This is a genomic window from Pseudoalteromonas sp. 31A1, assembly GCF_011378815.1.
In the GTDB taxonomy this organism is placed as follows: domain Bacteria; phylum Pseudomonadota; class Gammaproteobacteria; order Enterobacterales; family Alteromonadaceae; genus Pseudoalteromonas; species Pseudoalteromonas arctica.
Genome location: NZ_WTKY01000003.1, coordinates 162,982 through 183,786, shown reverse-complemented (window position 1 = coordinate 183,786; position 20,805 = coordinate 162,982). Strand labels below are relative to the sequence as shown.

At 39.5% G+C, this 20,805-nt stretch carries 22 protein-coding genes; 11 read left to right on the top strand and 11 right to left on the bottom strand.

Going from position 1 to position 20,805, the window contains the following annotated elements; all coding sequences use genetic code 11:
- Nucleotides 1-4: 4 nt before the first annotated feature.
- Nucleotides 5-1,705: a Zn-dependent hydrolase gene (locus GQR52_RS04685; protein WP_165727616.1), complete on the bottom strand. Its 1,701-nt coding sequence runs from the start codon at nucleotides 1,703-1,705 to the stop codon at nucleotides 5-7.
- Between the two features lie 296 nt (nucleotides 1,706-2,001).
- Between GQR52_RS04685 and GQR52_RS04680 the strand changes: the two genes are divergently transcribed.
- Nucleotides 2,002-2,841 (top strand): HDOD domain-containing protein, encoded by an 840-nt coding sequence (locus GQR52_RS04680; protein WP_024590070.1) that lies wholly within the window; start codon nucleotides 2,002-2,004, stop codon nucleotides 2,839-2,841.
- A 55-nt stretch (nucleotides 2,842-2,896) separates the two neighbouring features.
- On the opposite strand, the gene GQR52_RS04675 is transcribed toward GQR52_RS04680, so the two are convergent.
- Nucleotides 2,897-4,579, bottom strand: coding sequence for an amidohydrolase (locus GQR52_RS04675; RefSeq protein ID WP_165727615.1), 1,683 nt, complete (start codon nucleotides 4,577-4,579; stop codon nucleotides 2,897-2,899).
- Nucleotides 4,580-4,751: 172 nt separating this feature from the next.
- Between GQR52_RS04675 and GQR52_RS04670 the strand changes: the two genes are divergently transcribed.
- Together GQR52_RS04670 and GQR52_RS04665 are read left to right on the top strand one after the other, a co-directional pair.
- On the top strand, nucleotides 4,752-5,273 hold the full coding sequence (locus GQR52_RS04670) for an energy transducer TonB (RefSeq protein WP_165727614.1): 522 nt from the start codon (nucleotides 4,752-4,754) through the stop codon (nucleotides 5,271-5,273).
- A gap of 182 nt (nucleotides 5,274-5,455) precedes the next feature.
- Nucleotides 5,456-5,908, top strand: a complete 453-nt coding sequence (locus tag GQR52_RS04665) for an energy transducer TonB (RefSeq protein WP_165727613.1) — start codon at nucleotides 5,456-5,458, stop codon at nucleotides 5,906-5,908.
- Nucleotides 5,909-5,965: 57 nt separating this feature from the next.
- On the opposite strand, the gene GQR52_RS04660 is transcribed toward GQR52_RS04665, so the two are convergent.
- From GQR52_RS04660 to GQR52_RS04645, 4 genes are all read right to left on the bottom strand, one after another.
- Nucleotides 5,966-6,202, bottom strand: a complete 237-nt coding sequence (locus GQR52_RS04660; RefSeq protein ID WP_024598659.1) for a calcium-binding protein — start codon at nucleotides 6,200-6,202, stop codon at nucleotides 5,966-5,968.
- Between the two features lie 9 nt (nucleotides 6,203-6,211).
- Nucleotides 6,212-6,448 (bottom strand): hypothetical protein, encoded by a 237-nt coding sequence (locus GQR52_RS04655; RefSeq protein WP_007581558.1) that lies wholly within the window; start codon nucleotides 6,446-6,448, stop codon nucleotides 6,212-6,214.
- A gap of 187 nt (nucleotides 6,449-6,635) precedes the next feature.
- On the bottom strand, nucleotides 6,636-6,863 hold the full coding sequence (locus tag GQR52_RS04650) for a hypothetical protein (RefSeq protein WP_007581559.1): 228 nt from the start codon (nucleotides 6,861-6,863) through the stop codon (nucleotides 6,636-6,638).
- Between the two features lie 24 nt (nucleotides 6,864-6,887).
- Nucleotides 6,888-7,121 carry a cag pathogenicity island protein Cag25 gene (locus GQR52_RS04645; RefSeq protein ID WP_007581561.1) on the bottom strand — a complete coding sequence of 78 codons (234 nt, stop codon included), beginning with the start codon at nucleotides 7,119-7,121 and terminating at the stop codon, nucleotides 6,888-6,890.
- A 330-nt stretch (nucleotides 7,122-7,451) separates the two neighbouring features.
- On the opposite strand from GQR52_RS04645, the gene GQR52_RS04640 reads away from it, so the two are divergent.
- From GQR52_RS04640 to GQR52_RS04625, 4 genes are read left to right on the top strand one after another with little or no spacing between them, the layout of a single operon-like run.
- Nucleotides 7,452-8,909 (top strand): HAMP domain-containing sensor histidine kinase, encoded by a 1,458-nt coding sequence (locus GQR52_RS04640; RefSeq protein ID WP_165727612.1) that lies wholly within the window; start codon nucleotides 7,452-7,454, stop codon nucleotides 8,907-8,909.
- Between the two features lies 1 nt (nucleotide 8,910).
- Complete coding sequence (locus GQR52_RS04635; protein WP_024607489.1) at nucleotides 8,911-9,456, top strand: hypothetical protein; 546 nt, start codon at nucleotides 8,911-8,913, stop codon at nucleotides 9,454-9,456.
- A 2-nt stretch (nucleotides 9,457-9,458) separates the two neighbouring features.
- Nucleotides 9,459-10,808, top strand: a complete 1,350-nt coding sequence (locus GQR52_RS04630; RefSeq protein WP_165727611.1) for a sigma 54-interacting transcriptional regulator — start codon at nucleotides 9,459-9,461, stop codon at nucleotides 10,806-10,808.
- Nucleotides 10,809-10,816: 8 nt separating this feature from the next.
- Nucleotides 10,817-11,317, top strand: coding sequence for a DUF1543 domain-containing protein (locus GQR52_RS04625; protein ID WP_165727610.1), 501 nt, complete (start codon nucleotides 10,817-10,819; stop codon nucleotides 11,315-11,317).
- 30 nt (nucleotides 11,318-11,347) lie between these two features.
- Here GQR52_RS04625 and GQR52_RS04620 read toward each other — a convergent pair whose 3' ends face one another.
- Complete coding sequence (locus tag GQR52_RS04620; RefSeq protein ID WP_007581571.1) at nucleotides 11,348-11,575, bottom strand: hypothetical protein; 228 nt, start codon at nucleotides 11,573-11,575, stop codon at nucleotides 11,348-11,350.
- A 132-nt stretch (nucleotides 11,576-11,707) separates the two neighbouring features.
- On the opposite strand from GQR52_RS04620, the gene GQR52_RS04615 reads away from it, so the two are divergent.
- Nucleotides 11,708-12,958 (top strand): multifunctional CCA addition/repair protein, encoded by a 1,251-nt coding sequence (locus GQR52_RS04615; protein WP_165727609.1) that lies wholly within the window; start codon nucleotides 11,708-11,710, stop codon nucleotides 12,956-12,958.
- Between the two features lie 5 nt (nucleotides 12,959-12,963).
- Here GQR52_RS04615 and GQR52_RS04610 read toward each other — a convergent pair whose 3' ends face one another.
- The 3 genes from GQR52_RS04610 to pdsR all read right to left on the bottom strand — a co-directional run bounded on the left by GQR52_RS04610 (nucleotide 12,964) and on the right by pdsR (nucleotide 16,237).
- Nucleotides 12,964-13,128: a hypothetical protein gene (locus GQR52_RS04610; RefSeq protein WP_007581574.1), complete on the bottom strand. Its 165-nt coding sequence runs from the start codon at nucleotides 13,126-13,128 to the stop codon at nucleotides 12,964-12,966.
- 281 nt (nucleotides 13,129-13,409) lie between these two features.
- Nucleotides 13,410-15,548, bottom strand: coding sequence for a proteobacterial dedicated sortase system histidine kinase (gene pdsS / locus GQR52_RS04605; RefSeq protein ID WP_165727608.1), 2,139 nt, complete (start codon nucleotides 15,546-15,548; stop codon nucleotides 13,410-13,412).
- Entirely contained in the window at nucleotides 15,548-16,237 is a 690-nt protein-coding gene (pdsR, locus tag GQR52_RS04600; protein ID WP_165727607.1) for a proteobacterial dedicated sortase system response regulator, read from the bottom strand. Before pdsR ends, pdsS begins: the two co-directional genes overlap by 1 nt.
- A 203-nt stretch (nucleotides 16,238-16,440) precedes the next feature.
- Here pdsR and pdsO point away from each other — a divergent pair, with 203 nt between their 5' ends.
- Genes pdsO through GQR52_RS04585 form a run of 3 tightly spaced genes read left to right on the top strand, consistent with a single transcriptional unit; the run spans nucleotide 16,441 to nucleotide 19,847 of the window.
- A complete protein-coding gene (pdsO, locus tag GQR52_RS04595; protein WP_165727606.1) occupies nucleotides 16,441-17,172 on the top strand; it encodes a sortase-associated OmpA-like protein PdsO in 732 nt (243 codons plus the stop codon).
- Nucleotides 17,173-17,208: 36 nt separating this feature from the next.
- Nucleotides 17,209-19,224: a marine proteobacterial sortase target protein gene (locus GQR52_RS04590; RefSeq protein WP_165727605.1), complete on the top strand. Its 2,016-nt coding sequence runs from the start codon at nucleotides 17,209-17,211 to the stop codon at nucleotides 19,222-19,224.
- 17 nt (nucleotides 19,225-19,241) lie between these two features.
- A complete protein-coding gene (locus tag GQR52_RS04585; protein ID WP_165727604.1) occupies nucleotides 19,242-19,847 on the top strand; it encodes a class GN sortase in 606 nt (201 codons plus the stop codon).
- Here the strand turns inward: GQR52_RS04585 and GQR52_RS04580 are convergent.
- Nucleotides 19,742-20,701, bottom strand: a complete 960-nt coding sequence (locus GQR52_RS04580) for a DMT family transporter (RefSeq protein ID WP_165727698.1) — start codon at nucleotides 20,699-20,701, stop codon at nucleotides 19,742-19,744. The two genes, GQR52_RS04585 and GQR52_RS04580, sit on opposite strands and share 106 nt — an antisense overlap.
- Nucleotides 20,702-20,805: the final 104 nt, after the last annotated feature.

Genomic DNA, 20,805 nt, shown 5'->3' with positions numbered 1-20,805 from the left:
ATACTTATTTAAGCCCTAGTACTTCTTTACCCTGTTTAAATGTTACATCTACAGGGATATTTGCTTTGCTTAGTTTTTCTAAGTCTTTAGCAAGTTCTTCTTTAATATCACCATGAGTTGCGATTAGTTGATCTACTTTTTCGTAATCGCCATCACCTTGTAAGGTTAAAATTAAGCGAGATAGGTCAGCAATAGCAGTGCTCATTTTTTCCATGTTTATACTATATAAGCCCGCTTCATTTTTAGAAAACGCGCCTTCTTGTGCAAAAAAGTTAAAGCGGATCATATTCGCTTGACCATGCGCACTTGATGCACCAAAACGTACTGAGCGGAATATGCCAGCCATAAACGTCGTGTAGTAATCTTCAAGTGTACCTTCAGTGATCTCGCCTTTTTTAAGCAATTGCTCAACCATGTACAAACCTAAAATATCGGCTTTGCCTTCTTCAAGCGCACTCGCGTGCTCTTGTAATGATTGACGAACAGTTCCTTTACCAGTGATTGTATTTTTAATACCTAAACCATGCGCTACTTCATGGAACATAGTGTTGGCAAAAAAGGCATCAAAAGTAATGTGTTTACGCTGCTCAGGTACAATTAACTGCTCTGAAATTGGCACTAAAATTTTATCAAACTTGGCGCGCATTGCATTTTTAAGTTGCAGGCGACGAGTCCCTTTTTCTAACTGTACTTGCTCATCGTTTGGTAAGTTAATTGCAATTGTTTTGCTGCCAGCGTTTGAATGCCCTGCGTAGTAAACAACATCATAGGCATTTAGATCGGCGTCAGAGCCTGGTACTTCTTGCTTGTACTTAGCATCAACAGGTAAACCTTTTTGAAGCTCAGGTAAAAATGCGGCAAATTTAGCTAAGCGTTCGCTCCATTTTAAATCCTTAATAAGCACGTAAGATTCATAAGCTGCGCGGTAACCAAATAATTGATCTTCATAGGTCTCAATTGGACCAATAACCACATCTACTGGGTTGTTTTTCATATCCATCCAAGCAAAGTCAGATACTTGGAAGTCATCTTTTTGTAGAGCATCAGCACGCAAGTTTAGATAGTTAGCAAACTCTTTATCGTCAGCAAGTTTGCTAGCTTGACGTAAAAGGTCAGCGGCTTTTGCAAGCTCATTAGCGTATTCTTTTGAATATGGCACGCTGTAAAGCTTACCTTGCTCATCACGCTTAATTACAGAGTAAAGGCCTGTTTTGTCTTCAACATCTGCATTGTTTAACTCTTCTTTGGTTATATCGGCAGGGTAAAACTGTGCGCCAAGAGGTTTTTCTTTATAGCTGGATAAAAACGCTTCATCGCCATTTAAACGATCCCATGGACCGTAGTTAATATCGGCAAATTTACGTACTTTGTCGTCGTTTAGTTTTGCTAAAAAAGCGTCTTTATTTTCGCCAAAAGATTGTTTCCAAAATAACTCGTCCATTATTTTTGAAGCATCAATAAGCTTTGCAACCATTGCTCGTTGGTTATCGCTTAAGTGCGATAAATCACTTTGTAAGCTAAAGTCGGTGTAAATATCTAAACGTTGGTTATTTGCATTAATAAGCTCAGGGCCTGATTGTGCACTGCTTTTTTGAGCAAGCTCTGTGGCTGTGTTGTCGGTAGAAGACGGCGCTTGTTCAGAACATGCACTAAGAAAAACGACACCAGAGAGCATAATTGCTTGGCTAATTTTATTTAAGATCATTATATTGCCTGTTAAAAAGTAAGTTTAATAATTTGTACTGCTTTAGTTAAAAGACTAAATATGTACAAACGCTTCCTTATTGTGAGTGCATTAAAGCAAAACTAAATAGTAAATAGCAAGTATTTGGCGTTGTAAGGCAAGCATGAGCGATAAAGCATTATAAATAAAAATAAACTTCTATAACTTTCTTAACTTTATCGGTAAGTTAGACAATACTAATTATATTACTAATACGAAAATTAACTGCCTGAGTTTGCAGTTACTTTACAGGCTGAACACAAAAGGACGGCAGCTTTATGTCTACAGAAAACGCTTTATTAACGATTCTAGTCGATAGAATAAATAACGATACGTTGGTTTTACCAACGCTACCTGAAGTAGCGATTAAGGTTCGCCAAGCTGCAGATAACCCTGATGTGAATTTAATGCAAATGTCAGATGTAATCTCACAAGACCCAGCGCTTTCAGCTCGTATGATAAAAGTAGCTAATAGTGCGATTATGGGACGTTCTGTAAAAGTATCTAATTTACAACAAGCAGTGACTCGCATTGGGTTGCGCCAAATTAAAAATATTGCAACGGCTATGGCTATGGAGCAATTATTTGTATCAAACAATGAGCTAATTAAAGGCTACATGGGCAAGGCTTGGCAAAAAACATTAACCGTTGCTAGCCATTCAATAACACTCATGGAGTTTTACTTAAAAAACAATAAACACACTTCATTAAATCGTGATTCAATTACATTAGCTGCGCTTGTTTACAATATTGGTGTATTACCAATTTTAACAGAAGCTGAGCGCCACCCTGAAGTGTTTGCCAACCCAAGCTTTTTAGCGCACGCAATTCAAAAGCTGAGTGGGAAAATTGGCTCGTCGATTATGCAAGCGTGGGAATTTCCTAAAGAGTTTGTTGATGTAGCTCTAAGCTGGGCAGATCCAAGTTACAAACCTGATAAAGTTAGTTACGTAGACTTTATTCGAGTAGGCGCTATTTTAGAGGGAACATTACAGGTTTCTGATAAGTCAGCAGCGCTGCAAACGTATATAGACAAAGGCGTTATACCGTCTATGCAGCTATTCACAAGTGATGAGTACAACGACATGCTAAAAGATGTGAAAAACATGTTTAGCTAAAAGTGCCTTCCTACACAACCCAAAAGGGTTAACTTGCGTTAACCCTTTTTTAGTTTTATTTTTCGGTGGTATTTTCTGTTTTAGTTTTTTCGTATCGTTTTATTCCTGCTACCCATGTTTGCAGCACGTTTGTTTTGTATATCTCGTCAACAGGCACTTTAAAGTAGTCTTTATCAATTAAAATAAAGTCGGCCCATTTACCTTTTTCTAAACTACCCACCTTAAATTCTTGATGAGCTGAATAAGCGCCACCGAGAGTAAATGCACGTAATGCATCTTCGCGGCTTAGTACTTCACTTGCGCGCCAGCCGTTTTCAGGTAGTTTGTTATGATCCATGCGTGTAATGGCTGAATACAAACCATCAAATGGATTTGCAAGCTCTACCGGGTAATCAGAGCCTGCTGCAACAACCGATCCTTGCTTTAAAAATGTTTGCCAAGCATAGGCACCGCTTAATTGTTTTTCAGTTAAGCGTTGCTCTGCCATATGCATATCAGAAGTGGCATGTACTGGCTGCATTGAAGGGATTATTTTTAACGCTTTAAAGCGAGGGATATCCACAGGCGTTACAATTTGTGCGTGCTCTATTCGGTTACGTAGTAATATACCGCCCGTTTTTTTAAACACATTTTGATAAGCATCAAGTACTACTTTATTTGCTTTATCGCCAATGGCGTGGGTATTTGCGCTAAAGCCGCTTTTAAAGCTTTGTGTAAAGAGCGCTTCGAGTTTTTCTTGTGTTTCAAGCATTAAACCATGGTGACCAGGTCTGTCTGCGTATTCTTCAATCAGAGCGGCTCCGCGAGAGCCAAGTGCGCCATCGGCGTAAACTTTAACACTGCGAATTTCCATAAAGTCATTTTTGTCGTGGTATCGGCCTGCCTTTAACATTGTATTTAAATCAGGGCTTGCACCACTTAACATTGCCACAATACGTAGCGGTAAATTACCAAGGTCGCCGCGCTCTTTGTAAACCTCCCATGTGGCTTTATCAATACCTGCATCGTGAGTAGAGGTAATGCCTAAACTTAATAAATGCTTACCTGCTGCATCTAGTGAGTCACTTATATCTTGCTTTGAAGGGGCTGGCATATGCTGGGTAATTAGCGATTCTGCTTTATCTACAAAAATACCCGTAGGATTGCCAAATTCGTCTTTAATTATTTCACCTCCTTCAGGCGCTTTTGTTTGGGCGTTAATACCAGCAAGTTCGAGCGCTTTTGAATTAACCCAAATGGCGTGACTATCAACCCGCGAAAGAACCACAGGTCGATCGCTCACTACTTTGTCTAAATCTTTAGCTGTAGGAAAGCGTGTATCAGCCCAAAGCTCTTGGTTCCAACCTCGCCCAATAATCCAACCTTGTTTGTTATCGGCAAATACTTTTAGTTTATTTGTTACTTCATCAACCGATGTTGCGCCGCGTACGTCAAGTTGCGATAAATTGTCGCCAAGGCCAATAACGTGCCCATGAGCATCAATTAAGCCAGGTAATAAGGTATTACCGTGCGCGTCAATTAGCTTGGCATCTGGGTAGCTATCTTTAAGTGTTTCGCTACCGAGCTTAACTACCTTGCCATTTTTAATAACGAGGGTAGAAAACTGCTGTACTTCACCTTTGTATAAAGGGGTATAACCATTGGCGTTATAAATTACTTTTGTTTGTGCGAGAGTGTAACTAGAACTAGCGCAAAGGCTGGCTAGTATGAGTGGTTTGATTATTTTTTTGAGTGGCATAGTTACTTAATTTTTATTGTTAATTTACTTACATTAACAAACTTGATTTTATAATACCAATGAATTGATAGACCTCATTTTAAGGCTTTTCTCTATATTAACTGTTTACAAAATAGGTAATTGATGTAATTATTTAGTATGTAAAATAATCAATAAAGCATAAGGAAACGCTATGAAAGCCCTCTATTTATTACTCCCATTAACTTCATTACTTGCGGCATGTGGATCGACACCTACTGCAGATAAAAGTGTAGAAAAGCTAAACCATACTGATGTATCAAATGCTGAAATACGCGATTATATAGATTTATCAAGTGTTGAACTGCGCGACAGGGTGAAAGGCTATTGGAATATTTCCACAAGAACAGAACCACGATATCCAATAGCTGCTGCAAAAAAAGGTCTTGCAGGTTGTGTAGAACTCATGACTATTATTAATTCTGAGGGTAAGGCGCAAGGATATAAAGTAATTTCTTCATATCCTAAAGGGTTATTTGATGAAGCAGCAGCTCAATCTTTAAATACATGGGCCTGGCTGCCTACTAACGTAAATGTAGTTAAACAACCTGTACTTACGCATATCAGAATTGATTTCATGATTGATTCAATACCTGTAGGTAAAAAATATCTAAAAAATTGTCCGGCTGGCGAAACATTTCAAGTAACAGGTAAAATTAAAAAAATCTCCTACTGATGAAACATTTCAAGTAACGAGAAAAATTACAAGGTTTGAAAAAAAAGTACTTATTTACCTCACTTTAAAGTTACTTTCGGTGTGTGTAATATTTTGGATCGAACCTTTATAAAATCTGATGGGTATGAGTTTAATACGAATATTACAAATAACTAAATAAGCATCAAGAATAAGGAAATGCTATGAAAGCTCTCTATTTATTACTCCCCTTGAGTATGATGCTAACAGCCTGTAGTTCAACGTCTGATAAACAAGTAAGCGATGAAATGCTGAGTTTTATTGATTTATCGAGTCCTGAACTGCGAAGTAAGGCAGGTGAATACTGGGATGTTGTTAAAAGAGTAGAGCCGCGATATCCGATAGAAGCTGCAAAGAAAAGTATTTCAGGTTGTGTTGAGCTTGCTACGTTAATTAATTCACAAGGTAAAGCCCAAGGGTATAAGGTTATCTCGTCTTACCCAGAGGGCGTGTTTGATAATAATGCGGCAGCTGCTGTGGGTTTATGGCGCTGGAAAGCGACAACTGAAAATACGAGTAATCAACCTGTTCTAACTTATCTCAAAATGGATTTTATGGTAAGCCCAAAACCTGCTGATGCAGAGTATTTGGCGCATTGTTCTAAAAGTAAAACCTGAACGTAATTAATAGATATAAATATAATAAGCTAGGTGTTTTTTTACCTAGCTATAAAACTACTTACTTGCATATAAGCCATATTCATTTAATGCTAATTTACCGTCTTTATCACTGTCGTAGCTTGAAAACCGTGACCACAAAGCCGGGTCTATAGCGGTTTCTGAACGTGATAAAAAACCGTCTTTATTCCTATCTAGCTTTTTAAATTGCTTTGCAATGTCGTTACTTGCGGCAAAACTAAATGTGCTAAAAATACTAAACGCCAGCAGCGTTATATAGCTAATGCTTTTCATACAAATCACTTAGTAAAGGTTGTTAGTTAGATAACTTTTAAATTCGACTAGCGAAATTTGGTTATCTTGGTTTTTGTCCCATTTTACAAAGGTGTTTAAAAGTTGTGGTTGGGGATCAAGTTCGTCGTGTGTTAAATAGCCACTTTTGTCGCTATCTAGGTGATCAAAGCGTTGCTTTACATCAAGTGCCGCGGCATCAAAACTTAATAGCATTAAAATGCTTATAACAAGGGAAAGTATCTTCATGGTCTTCCTTCCAAAAGATGTATTAAAAGTTCGTGGCTAAAATAAAATAAAAAGGAAAAAAGCACTTGCCGTAATTTAACTCCCAACATTAAATCCTTTTACACACTCCCTCAGGGATTATGGCAAATGCTTTTAAATTCAGTTTACTTGTAACAAACTTAAGTAAAGCTTAATCAGTAATTACTCATTAAGGCTTAAAGCTTTCAAATTCTTTTTTTGAGACTTTTTCATCACCGTCTTCATCTAAGTCGGCAAATTGTCTCATTACTTCCTTGTCTTCCTTAGCTTCTACAATTGATATTTGCCCGTCCATATCCTTATCTAAATGGGCAAAGCGCACGTTTGTTGGCGATGCAATTACGGTGGCACTAATTGCTAAAAACATTAATGAAAAAGCGGCTATAAGTTGTTTCATAATCACGTTCCTTATTAAATGAGTTTATTGAATAAATTTTTTGAATTCATCTAGCGACAATTGCCCATCTTGATTAGTATCAATTTGTAAAAAATTCTCGTGTAACACGGCATCTTCACCTGCTTCGGCTTCACTTAATGTGCCATTACTGTCTTTATCAAGCTCGTTAAAAGTCGCGTGAACGTCCATTGCGTGTGCGTTAGCGCCTAAAAAGCCTAAAGCCAGTAATGATGAAATTACTAAAATGCGTTTGTTCATAATTATTTCCTTATTGATTAAAGTTATTACTCCTACTACAAAAATGATGCCAAAAATAATTATTGTTAATTTTCAAGTGTTTATATTTTTAACTTGAAAGAGGTGGGAAGTTTTTACGGGGTTTATTGTAATTTTTGTGTGCCTTTTGCAACACTATGTAGTGAGATTAAAGGTAGGGTTTAAAAATCAATGGTTTACGTTGTCTCTATTTTGCGACACATTGTTTTTGTAGCGCTGGCTGTTAATCGTATTAAATATAATTGCTGGTTCAGCTAGTGTATAAGGTAAGCACTTAATAATAGAGCGCTTAATTTAAAAGGACTAAACGAAATGCCAGCAACCATAGCTAAAAAATACCATGCAATGCTTAACTGGCGGCCTAATTTAATTGGGCAATTTGCAATGAGTATGCTGCTTTCGTTACTCCCGCTTTCTATAGTGGTGATTGTATTTTTAAATGCGCTTAACAAGCAATTAGCAGTGACTCAAAGTATCGTGAGTAACAACTACCAAGTTACCAAATCGTTTAACACTCTAAAACAAGAACTCAACAGCCTTGAGCGCGCCACTAGGCAAAACTGGGTATTAAAAAGCGAATCGTTAGATAAGCTCATTGTCGATAAATGGCAATCATCCCTGCAAAGTATTGATGAACTTAAATTTGTAAACACGGATAAAGATTATACCCACCAATGGCAACGCTTATATGTCACCTTACAAACAGCGCATGTAGAGCTTGTTGAGCAAAAACAACAGCAAGCGGAGCTATTTGTGCCAGTGAGCGATTTAGTTGCTGAGCTTACTTTATGGTTACGTGATAAAAATGAAGCGCAAATTACCAATAACCAAAATGAGCTGACAAGCTTGCAAGCTTCATTTATAAACTGGCTGGTGGCACTTATTCCGCTTACTTTAATTGTAGGAGGTGGTTTTTTATGGCGCATAAGTGGGCGACTAAAAGGGTTAACTACGGTTATTGATAAGCTAGGGCAGGGACATTGGCAGCAAAAAATATCAGTTAAAGGCTCCGCTGAGCTAGTTGAGCTAGGAGAAAAACTCCAATGGGTGCAAGAGCAACTTCATATGCTTGAGCAGCAAAAAGATACTTTTTTACGCCATGTTACCCACGAGCTAAAAACGCCGCTTGCTTCAATGGTCGAAGGCACTGATTTACTAACTGATGAAATAGTAGGCCCAATTACAGGTGAGCAAAAAGCAGTGCTTGAGCTTATTAGCCAATCTATGGTGCGCCTTCGTACAATGATTGACAGCTTACTGAGTTATAATGCGATTCGCACCAGTAAAGACAGCCTAAGCGAAGTTGAGTTTAGCTATCTTATTAATAAAATTAATAGCCATTTTGAGCATCGTTTAAGTGCGCGTGAGCAGGCTTTAAAGTGGCAAAATAACTTACCGAATAAACCGCTTGCTTTACCTAGTGAGCTTATTGAGATGATTTTAATTCAGCTTATTTCAAATGGCTTAAAATTTTCACAAGATAAGCAAAGCGTTACTATTAATTTAGCGCTTGAGCAAAACCAACTTTGCATTGCTGTACTTGATAAAGGGTGCGGTATTAAAGAGCAAGAAAAAACTCAAATTTTCAGCGCATTTTATCAAGGTAAACACAGTAAAAATGTTACGCTGCAAGGCAGTGGGCTTGGCTTAACTATTGTGAAAGAGTCTGTTGAACAGCTAAGAGGTACACTTACTGTTGAGCATAACGAGCCGCATGGTTGCCGGTTTTCAATTAAAATTCCCATAACAAAAAATCTAGGAGTTAATTAACATGCGCTTGCGTTTAATCGCTATTTTATGTGTGCTCAGTAGCAGCATGGTTATATCAGGTTGTGAAATTAATAATGGGCAAGAAGAGCGTGTGTCAATTACACCTGCACCTGTGGTCGATACCAAAATAACGAACGACAAAAACAGTAAACCTAGTCCAAAACCCAGACCAAAAATAGAACCTAGCTATCCGCCTGCAGAGCAAGTTATTGCATGGCACGCTAATCAGTGTGGCGGATTTAAATTGGTGCCAAAAAAAGATATTTTTACAGGTGAAAACGATCTTAAACGTTTTTTTAAATTTATGTGCTTAAACATAAATGATGATCCAAATACGGTAATGACTAAGTTGCTAAAACTCGATTTAGCTTACTTTTGGCCAGATGATATAAAGCAATATTTATGGCTTCAAAAGCAGCAAGTGACTATGCAAATAAATGCTAAAAAAGAGCAGCAAGCACTTAACAATAAAATGCAAGAAACCCTCTCATCGTTAGCAACTATTGAGCAGCAGCTTTTACTACGAGAAGAAACTAAGGAGCAGTAACTATGGCAGCAACTAAAGTGCAAGGTGCAAAAGTATTACTCGTTGACGACGACGCTAGCTTATTAAAACTGCTCGCTATTCGTATCGAATCAAAAGGATACGAAGTAACGACCTGTGAAAGCGGCTTAACCGCACTACAAATACTTAAAAGCCAAGTGTTTGACGCCGTAATAACCGACCTACGTATGGATGAAATGGATGGCATGGCACTGCATCGTCAGCTGCAAAGCCGCTACCCTGCATTACCTGTCATTATGATGACAGCGCATGGCTCAATTCCTGATGCCGTAGAGGCAACTAAGCAGGGCATTTTTGCATTTATAACTAAACCTGTAGATAAAGATGAGCTATTTGACAGCCTTGCTAAAGCGATAGAAATACATGGTGTTAATGCAGATGAAGCAGCACCTAAAAGTAATATAGTTACGCGCAGTGGTGCAATGCTGCACTTGTTAGAGCAAGTAAAACTACTTGGGCCAACGCAGGTTAATGTATTGATTTCGGGGGCTAGTGGTACAGGTAAAGAGTTACTTGCACAGGCTATCCATCAACATAGCCACGTAAGCGACGGACCTTTTGTTGCAATTAACTGTGGGGCTGTACCGGGCGAGCTTTTAGAATCCGAATTATTTGGCCATAAAAAAGGCTCTTTTACGGGCGCAATTAAAGATCATCAAGGGTTGTTTCAACAAGCTGAGGGTGGCACGTTATTTTTAGATGAAATAGGCGACATGCCACTTAACTTGCAGGTTAAGTTATTGCGCGTATTACAAGAAAAAACAATTCGCCCCGTAGGCTTTCAAGAAGAAATAGCAATTGATGTACGTATTGTATCGGCAACACATAAAAATCTTCCTGAAGCTATTTTAAACCAGCAATTTAGAGAAGATTTATACTATCGCTTAAACGTAGTTAATTTAAAATTACCGCCACTGTGTGAACGCCGCGAAGATATAAGCTTATTAGCACAGCACTTTAGTGCAAGTATTGCTAAGCGCATGAAGCAAACTGAAAAACACTTTGCCAGCGATGCCATGCATGCGCTTGTGCGTTACGACTGGCCAGGTAATATCCGCCAACTACAAAACGTAGTAGAGCAGGTTGTAGCATTAACGCCAAGCGATGTTATTTCAGAGCACTTAGTATTAGCTGCGCTAAATAGTAACGAAACAAACGTAGAACCATTATCACTGAACGACGCTAAAAAAGAGTTTGAGCGCGACTATGTAATTAACACTTTAAAAATGGCAGGTGGTAACGTAGCCGAAGGCGCTAAGCTTGCCAAGCGCAATCGCTCAGATTTTTATAAGTTGATTAAAAAGCATAATATTGATGTTGATAATTTAGGTTAAGGAAAAGCATGCAGTTATTTATGGTGTATTTAGGTGGCCGGATTCAAGGTTGCCACATTGAAATGCATGATATTCGTTTTGTTGTAGGGCAAAACATCGAGCAAACTTATACAAAGTTAAAAAGCCAATGGGTAGGCGACAGAAGTAGTGTTCACATGGATAGCTACATGGCAATTAATGATATTGATGGCTTTAAAGTAGAGATTGTTGATACGTACGTTGAACAAAATAAACAACTCTATTTTGTAAATTTAGGCGCTTACAGAAGTGATTCTATGGCTGAGCAACACGACTTTGCACTGTATGTTGCAAGCAGTAGCCATGAAGCTAAAGAGCGGGCTAAAAGCGATTTGCTAGCAGGGCTTAGCCATATTCATAAAGATGATTTACATGACGTAGACGATTGCTTTGCCATTGATTTACTCGACAGCCAGCTAAACATTAAGTTCACGCCCAGCGGTATATCGCAGCCTATAAAGCCAGACTGGTTTGGCTATCACATACTTTAAATTATAATAAGTAGCTAAAACTGAGTAGGATTAAGAGTCCTGCTCGTTTTGTTCATCCTTTTCGCTTTTAGCCGCCATTTTAAACGCCACAATAACCAATCCAAACATAGCAAACGGCAGTGCTGCTAACATGTATTCAACCACATTACTGTCTTGAAAGTTTGCTTGTAGTAAAAAGTGACCCGCCACACACATTAAAATAACCACTAATAAAATGGGTAGTAACATAAGTTCTTTTTTTGATGAATGGTTTTTCATTAATTGTGAGGCTATAGCTGAAAATAATGCGCCATTGTAATGAGCTTACTTAAGCTTGGCAAACACCGCAGAATTTTTTAATTAATGTTATGATTAGTATCAAACAATTTTATTAATGTTTATGGGAATAAAGTGAAAAGTAACTTAAAACAAGTCTACCTCGTTGGTGGTGCAGTGCGCGACAAACTGCTAAATATAAAATCAAAAGATAACGATTATGTAGTGATTGGTGAAACACCAAAAACGATGGAATCGCTTGGTTTTGTACCAATAGGTAGCGACTTTCCGGTTTACTTGCACCCAAAAACAAAAGAAGAATATGCACTTGGGCGCACAGAGCGTAAAAGCGGCAAAGGCTATACTGGCTTTGTGGTTGATGCCAGCCCAACGGTAACGCTCGAAGAAGATTTAGCAAGACGCGATTTAACCATAAATTCAATGGCGCTTGATGAACACGGTAATATTATTGACCCGTTTAATGGCCAAGCTGACTTACAAAATAAAACACTGCGCCACACCACTGAGGCATTTGTAGAAGACCCTGTTCGAGTACTGCGTATTGCCCGTTTTTTAGCGCGCTATGGCAGTGATTGGCGTATTCACCCAAGTACGTATGCATTAATGCGCGAGCTTAAAAATAAAGGTGAGCTAAATCATTTAGTACCTGAGCGCGTGTGGCTTGAAACTGAAAAAGCACTGGGTGAAAAGCACCCTGAGCTTTATTTTGAAGCACTGCAAGGCTTAGGTATTTTTCCAGAACTTGAGCGCATGGTTAATGTACCGCAACCGGCAAACCATCATCCTGAAGGTGATGTATTTGTACATACTATGCTGGTACTTAGGCGTGCAGCCGATTTAAATTTTAATTTAGAAACACGTTTTGCTGCACTAACCCATGATTTTGGAAAAGCGCTTAGTTTTAAAAAATATGGAAACCTACGTGGGCACGAACGCGAAGGTGTTGCAGTTATTGAGGCGTTTTGTGAGCGCTTAAAAGTGCCTAACCGTTTTCGCGATGTTGGTGTACTCACCAGTGATAATCACACCCTTTGCCACACGATTGATCAGTTAAGGCCGCAAACCATTCACAAGCTAATAGTGACTAACTTAAATGCGTTGGTACACCCAGAACGTTTTACAGCGTTTACCCAAGTATGCCAATGCGATGCACAAGGGCGTGGTGAAACACTTGTTGATAAGCCATACCCGCAATCAGCTAAGCTGCGAGCAATTCATACTGAACTGCAAAAAATGGATAAGAAGCTGGTAGTGCAAAATGCACTTAAAAATGGCAAAAAAGGCCCTGAAATAGGCGAAGAAGTAAAACTTGCAGAAATAAACTGCATTAAAGCATTTTTAGAACATGAGAAGTCCCAAGCGTAATAAAATTAGACTAAGTAGTGCGATACGCCTTGGTTTTTAGTCGCGTCGTGCTTTCTTAGCTCTTTGTAGTTTGTACTTTTTGGTTTTACATTTTCAGACTCAGGTTTTTTAGAGGGCCTGTATAAGTCAAAAATAAAGTCTAGTTCTTCACGCTCTAGTGATGGTTTCATGAGTATTCCTTCAATTTAATACTTTAATATGATGTAGGGTATGGTCATTCGACTGAATTAAAAGTGAATAGTTACATTTGAAGTTGTACTAAATTGTAACCGGCAGGTTTTGAGGGGTGAGAGGGGTTTATTTGTTAATTTATATGGAGTTAAGGTAAATTAAAGTAACTCTTTTTAACTAAAAATATACAGCTGAATTTAACTTATTGCGTACTTACTATTTGCATATAATGCTGTGGCTATAAATATAACGGTACAAATATAACGGTATAAATACAGCCTTAACCATTTACTAACGGCAGTGTTACGGTAAATACGACACCATCACCTTGTTCGTTGTTTTGCGCTGTTACACTGCCTTTATGGTAATCGCACACCAGTCTTACAATATAAAGTCCTAATCCCAAATGCGGTTGTTGCTGCATTTGCTGGCTACGCACCGACACCATAGAGTCAAAAATATGCTCAGTGAGTCCTTCGGGTAACGCTGGACCTGTATTACTCACTGTTAATGTTGCTTTATTTTCGCTCTGCTTAAGGCTTACATTAATCGCCGTATTGGCCTCACTAAACTCCAGCGCGTTATTAATAAGCTTATCAAGCAGTTGAGCTATAAACTCCGGTGCACCTTGCATGGGTAATTTGTTTTGGCATACAGCAAGCGTAAATAACTGGTTTGGGTAAGTAAGCTGATAGCCTTGCATGCAGCCATTTATTACTTTTTGTAAGTCAAAAGGCTCAGGCTCGTTGCTTTGAATACTCTGTTCAAGGCGAGTGGCTTCGCTCATGGTGGTTATTATTTTACCTAAGCGCTCAACACCTTCACTGGCGCGATCGAGGTATTTTTGACTCAGCTCGTTTTGTGGCAAGCTTTGTAAGTTTTCGAGTGACGAGCGCACTACGGCAACAGGCGTGCGCAGCTCATGTGACAATCGCGACGACATATTCTCTAAGTAATCGGTATAGCCACCAAGTCGACTAACAATGTTTGAAAAACTACGCGACAGATCGCCAATTTCATCGTTAGCGTCGCTGTAATTAATACTGCCGGTAACACGCCCTTGTGCATCAATTGCTTGCTCAGCTGTATCGCGCAGCCGCCTAATTCGGTTCGATATACGAGAGGCAAAAAAGAACAAGGTGACAGTACCAATTAACATCACAGCTAAAATAACGTTAAAGAGTTTTTCGAGTGATTTATTACGCAGCGTACGTACGCCGTTTGTGGTTTCCTCTGCTATTACCGCGCCAATTACTTGGTCTTGAATCCAAATAGGGTAAGCGGCCGATAAAATAACGGCTTTGCTATCAGGGGTTAAGCGCCAAGACGATGCTGGTTGTCCTTTCAATGCTTTCGCTAAATGTGTGCCTTGCATAGAAGCTACATCGTGCAAGGTGTCTAAAAATTCATTTTCGGGGCGCGTTAATATTTTATAGTAAATTGGGTGTAAGTAATTTTGCTCAAAGCGCTGCCACCACGTCTCGGGAGCCTGGTTAGCAAACCCATCAGCCCATACGCCATCTGCATTTTGAATAGTACCTGTTTGTGCCAATACACGATGATGGTTATCAACTACCCAAATACGGCTGCCACTGTGGCCCATGCCTTTTAAAATACGGCTAATTTCTGGAGAGGGGACTAATACCGAGCCTAAATCGTTCGGGTTATTTAAGTTTGAGGTCGACATTATTTTTGGTTCTAACAACGCCTCTTTATTATCTACATCAACAATAGCAAAGCCAAGTTTGTTGCCCAGCATGTTAATAGGAAAGCGCAGCTCTACGTTATAACCTGATTCGGTACTTTCAAAATAGCCCTGAATTTTTGTAAAAGGTATTTTGGTTTTAGCATCAAACGCATTAACCCAGCCATCTTGGCGCGGCGCAATAATGTAAGTATTAAATTGGCCGTCAGGGGTTTTTAGGCCAATTTGTAAATAATCGTTATTGGTAATGCTTAAGCTATTTTTAGCGCGATAAATAAGGGTATTGTCGGTTACTTTAAATACGGCATATAAGTAGTTATCAAATTTTCCCACCATGTGATCAAACGATAAGTCACTGGCTTGATGTTTGTTATCTGTTTTTTGTAAGTAGCGCTTGTCGTAATGCCAAAATAACGGTTGGTAGCTGTCCCAATCGGTGAGTTTACCGTCTAATTGAATAGGGTTTTTAAGATTATAAGCGTATAAATCGCGGCCTTTTACTACTTGGTCTAAAAAGTTGGTTTGCTCGTCAAATAATGCGGGGCGCTCATGTAATGCAGTGGCAAGGGCTCGAGTGGTGCCTACGAGGGTTTTTTCTTGGCCTTGGCGTAAAAACTTTTCCATTTCCCATACGTACTCGTAGCCAAGCCACGGTAGCAAAAACAAAAAACATGAAAGTAATATAAATTTACTGCGCAGGCCAAATCGTAGCATTAGTGTTGTTCCCACCTGTAGCCCATGCCATACACGGTATCTATGCAATCAAAGGCGCTATCGAGTGCTACAAACTTTTTACGAATACGTTTTACGTGCGAGGTAATGGTGCTGTCGTCTACGTAAATTTTTGCATCGCTCATTAATTCGTTACGGCTTTTAACATGGCCGGGTCGCTGGGCAAGTGAATGCAGCATCCAAAATTCGGTTACGGTTAAATCAACGAGTTGTTGCTGCCAAAATACCTGCATACGTTGCGTGTCGAGCGTTAACTGTCCGCGTGTTATGAGTGCGTTTGCATCAGCGGGTTGTTCAAGTGCTTCCATTCGGCGAAATAGTGCACCAATACGTGCAGCCAAGTGAGCCAAGCTTATGTCTTTTGTTAGGTAGTCGTCGGCACCCATACGCAGGCCGCATACGGTATCTATTTCGCTATCGCGGGCGGTTAAAAAAATAATAGGCAGTGTTTTAGAAAGCGATCGCAATGTTTGGCACAGTAAAAAACCACCATCTATTTCATGGCCTAGGCCAATATCAACAATGGCCAAATCGGGTAGGGCATTTTTAAATTCAGCTTCTGCGCTGGCGCGATCTGCAAAGCCACTCACTTGGTAGCCCTGTGCGGTAAACATTTCTATATAGTTTTCGCGGATTGCGGGTTCATCTTCAACGATGGCTATTTTTTTCATTCTAATCATTATCCTATCGGCTCTGTTGTGCACTATAACGAAGTTTTTAAGCTAAGTACGCTTAAAAAGGCAATTGCCATTTTTTTGCCACAATTGCTCAGCAGTTTGCCATTTTTGCTCCCCTTTGTTGCCACTTGAACTTGTTTTAATAGAGCCATCAAAACAAAACATCACAAATTTAAAGTAAGTTTAAGGATCAAATCATGAAGAAGACATTAATTGCGTTAACACTGATTGCTAGTTTTTGTACTCCAGCAATTGCCTCAACATCTAACACGCCATCAAAAGAAGCCCATAAAGAAACGGCTATTGGGCTAGGTGCAGGCGCTATTATTGGCGGCGTAGTAGGCGGGCCAATAGGTGTGTTTATTGGGGCATTTGCCGGTGGTTTAATAGGTGATTCAAAAGTAGCAGATAACAAAATTGCAGAGCAAGAGCGTGCAATTACGGTTATGAAAGAAAAAACCAGCGATTACCAACACGTGCTTAAACACAACAATATGTTAGAGCAACAGCTAGAAGTGCTTGCCAATCAAAATGAGCAGTTAACTCAAGTTCAAATTAATAACTTATTGGCGATGACGGTACAATTTAAAACAGGTTCAAGTGTTATTGCCTCGCATTTTGCACTGCAGTTAGATCAACTGGTTACCTTGTTAAACAACCAACCACAACTCGTACTTGATTTAAGTGGCTTTGCCGATCAACGCGGCGATGAGCAAACTAACCTTTTACTTTCTAAAGCGCGTGTAAATGCCGTGCAAAGCTATTTAATAAAACACGGCGTGAGCCACAAACGTTTAAGCACGCAGGCATTTGGCGAGCAGCAAACATTGGCTAATAGCAACACGGTGGAAGATAACTTTTTTGATAGACGCGTAACGCTTACCACTCGCTCAATGAACCCAGCAAATGGCCAAACGGCGAGTAACTAAAACTATTTAAAACAAAGCGTTCGATGGAGTGATTTTATGTTGAGTAAACCAACCAAAATGCTTACTAAAGTAAGCATTTTTATATTCATAGCGATTGTGCTGTTAGTGAGCTTTAAAAGCCATGCGCAATCACCCAAGTTAGAGCTTTTTGATAGCAATGGTGCGCCAGCAGGCCCAGCAATAATATTAAAAAGCGACGCCAATATGACCTTAACTGGCCTAATTAATCATGTTGTAGCTACGCAAACCTATCAAAACGAAAACCCGTTTGCAGTTAATGCGCGCTACGTTTTTCCATTGCCTGATGAAAGCGCCGTGCATGCCATGACGATGCGTATAGGTGAGCGAGTCATTAAAGGCCAAATTGATAAAAAAGTGGAGGCCGAAAAAAAATACGAAGAGGCTAAAAAAGCAGGTAAGCAAGCGGCCCTTGTACGCCAGCAACGCGCTAATATGTTTATTACGAATGTGGCGAATATTGGCCCCGGTGAGCAAGTAATTATTGAGCTTGAGTATCAAGAAATAATTGACTACAGCAGCGGTACATTTGCTATTAGATTTCCGACTACCATTACACCGCGTTATCACGCGATTAGTGGTGAGGTTGAGGTTAATACTCAACACCAAACGCACGTTACCCCATTGCCAACTGGGTGGTTAAGCCCTGTTTACAGCATTCAAAACATCACTCAAAATAGTACTCAAACTGATAACGTACCAAGTAGTAAATTTAGCTTAAACATTGATATAGATGTAGGCTTAGAACTGGTGGATATCAATTCTAAATTTCATAATGTTGATGTACAAAACACAGCATTTGGGCAATATAAAATAGCGTTAAATGAGACAAATGCAGTTAATCGCGACTTTGTACTTGAGTTTAAACCGCTGCAAAAAGAGCAAGCTCAAGCCGCATTTTTTACTCAGCAGTTTGAAAATGGTGACCGATATGGGCTTGCTATGCTAATGCCACCGGGGGATCACTTTACACAAACTCAGCGATTACCTCGCGAAATGGTATTTGTAGTTGATACGTCTGGCTCTATGCACGGGCAATCTATGGAGCAAGCTAAAAAAGCGTTGTTTTATGCGCTGTCATTACTTGATAGCGACGACAGTTTTAACATTATTGGTTTTGATAACATAGTGACTCCAATGAGCGATAAACCACTTATAGCCAGCGACTTTAATTTACGCCGTGCAGAGCGATTTATTTATAGCCTCGAAGCCGATGGCGGCACTGAAATACAAGGTGCCCTTAATGCCGTACTTGATGGCAGCGAGTTTGATGGTTTTGTACGCCAAGTTGTATTTTTAACTGATGGTAGCGTAAGTAATGAAGACGCATTGTTCAAAAATATTCAAAGTAAATTAGGTGATAGCCGCTTATTTACAGTGGGTATTGGCAGCGCACCTAACAGCTTTTTTATGCGCCGAGCGGCAGATATAGGCAAAGGCTCATTTACGTTTATAGGCAGCACAAGTGAGGTGCAACCTAAAATGCAGCAGTTGTTTGATAAACTTGCACATCCGGCTATTACTAATTTGGCGCTAAGCGATGAAAGCGGTAACAACTTAGATTTTTGGCCATCACCACTACCTGATTTATATTTTGGCGAGCCTATCATGGTCGCTATAAAACTTAATAATGCTAAAAGTGTGGTACTTGCTGGGCAAACAGCACAAGGGCCTTTAAGTATTAAATTAAGTACACAAAATAGCTCAAGCGCTCAAGGTATAGCAAAACTGTGGGCGCGCCAAAAAATTAAGTCATTACTTTTATACAACGAGCAAAATACCGTTAAAGATGAAGTACAGGAGCTTGCACTTACTCATCAATTACTTAGCCCGTTTACTGCTTTTATAGCGATTGAACAAACTCAAATAAAAGAAGTGGCAGAGCAAACGGCGCAAGCTACTAATGCAGTACCACAAGGTATGGCGATGCGTTTACCACAAACAGATGGGCAAAGTAGGCTGCACATATTATTAGGCTGTATTTTATTATTAGGATTTGGTGCTCTTAAATTTAAACACAGAGCGAATCCCTAAATGAAAAGAGACTTAAAATGAAAAGGTGGCTAAGCGTGGGCTTACTAATAGCTGGGCTTGGATTATTTGGTCACGGTACTTATATGCAGGCAAAAGCGTGGCTTGCTCAAGTATTAATTGAACAGGCATGGCAAGAGGCACTTAAATCACCCGGGATTAAAGTAAGGCCGTGGTATTACGCCGACAGCTACGTTACTGCAAAGCTTGATTGGCCAAGCCATAATAAAACATTAAGCGTATTGGCTGGAGCGAGTGGTCGTAATTTAGCATTTGCGCCTAGCCAATTTTTACCCGCAGGGGAGCTTGGCGGAAAAGAATTTGGAAACGAAAAAGGCGCGCTAATAGCAGGGCATAACGACACCCACTTTGCATTTTTACAAAACGCAAAAGTGGGGGAAGCGTTTACTTTGCAGCTGCAAAGTGGGGTGATACAAAATTATAAAGTAACGGGGATTGAGGTTATTCATCAATCCCAAAACTCATTTTTACAAACACCTGGGCTGTATTTGCTTACCTGTTATCCTTTTGATTCGCTTGCCTCGGGTACTGATTTAAGATTGCTTGTATCTGCGCAAATGTCTTCGCCCGATTCGCTAAGCGGTATATCAACCACGAGCTCTTGATGGCGCTGGCTTATCATTACGCCAATAAATACCACAAATATGCTCAGCCATTGCCAAACGTTGAGCACTTCGCCCAAAATAATAGCTGACAAAATAAGTGTAAAAATAGGAATTAAATTAGAGTACGCAGCAGCGGTTAATACCGATACCTTGCTAATTGCATAGTTGTACATGCCGTAGCCGCCAAGGGTTACACACGAACCTAAATACAAAATGCTCATGAGCGCAGTTAAGTCGTGTTGGTTTTCGCTTGGTAGGTCGATAAAAAATAAAAATGGCGCAAAAAACAAGCTGCCACTAATACCTTGCAACGCAATTAAAGTCAGGGGCGAGTAGCGATTAGCTAAATGTTTAATACTTACGGTATAAAATGCAGCGCACACCATAGCCATAAGCTCTAAAAAGTTACCCAACAACGGATTAGGTGCCTGCTCAGAACTTGGTGAAAGAAGCGTAAGTAAAATACTGCCGCCAATACACAGCGTAAAACCAACAACAATGGCTTTGCTTATGTATTCTTTAAGTAATAAAAAGGCAAGTAGCGCAATAATTATAGGCAAGCACGATACAATAACACCGGCCTGCGAAGCCGAAGTATATTCCATTGCATGGCCTTCAAATAAAAAGTACAAACAAGGCTCAGCAAGCGACATACCCACTAAATACTTCCAGTCACCTTTTAAATACTCAAACCGAATAACATAGCGCCATAAACAAAGCGATAAAACTAACGTGGTGAGCATGCGTAAAAATATTACCAATGCAGGGTCATAAATAGCAATGGCGTATTTGAGCGCTATAAAAGAGCTGCCCCATAAAAAGGTGGCAATAATTAAACATAAACTGGCAGGCATAGAGAGTAATTTACATAATTTAATAAAATCAGATCCTAGCATGAATATTTTTAACTTGTTCAAAAATACCGAGCTGGTATAAATTAATTCATCTTTAATTAATG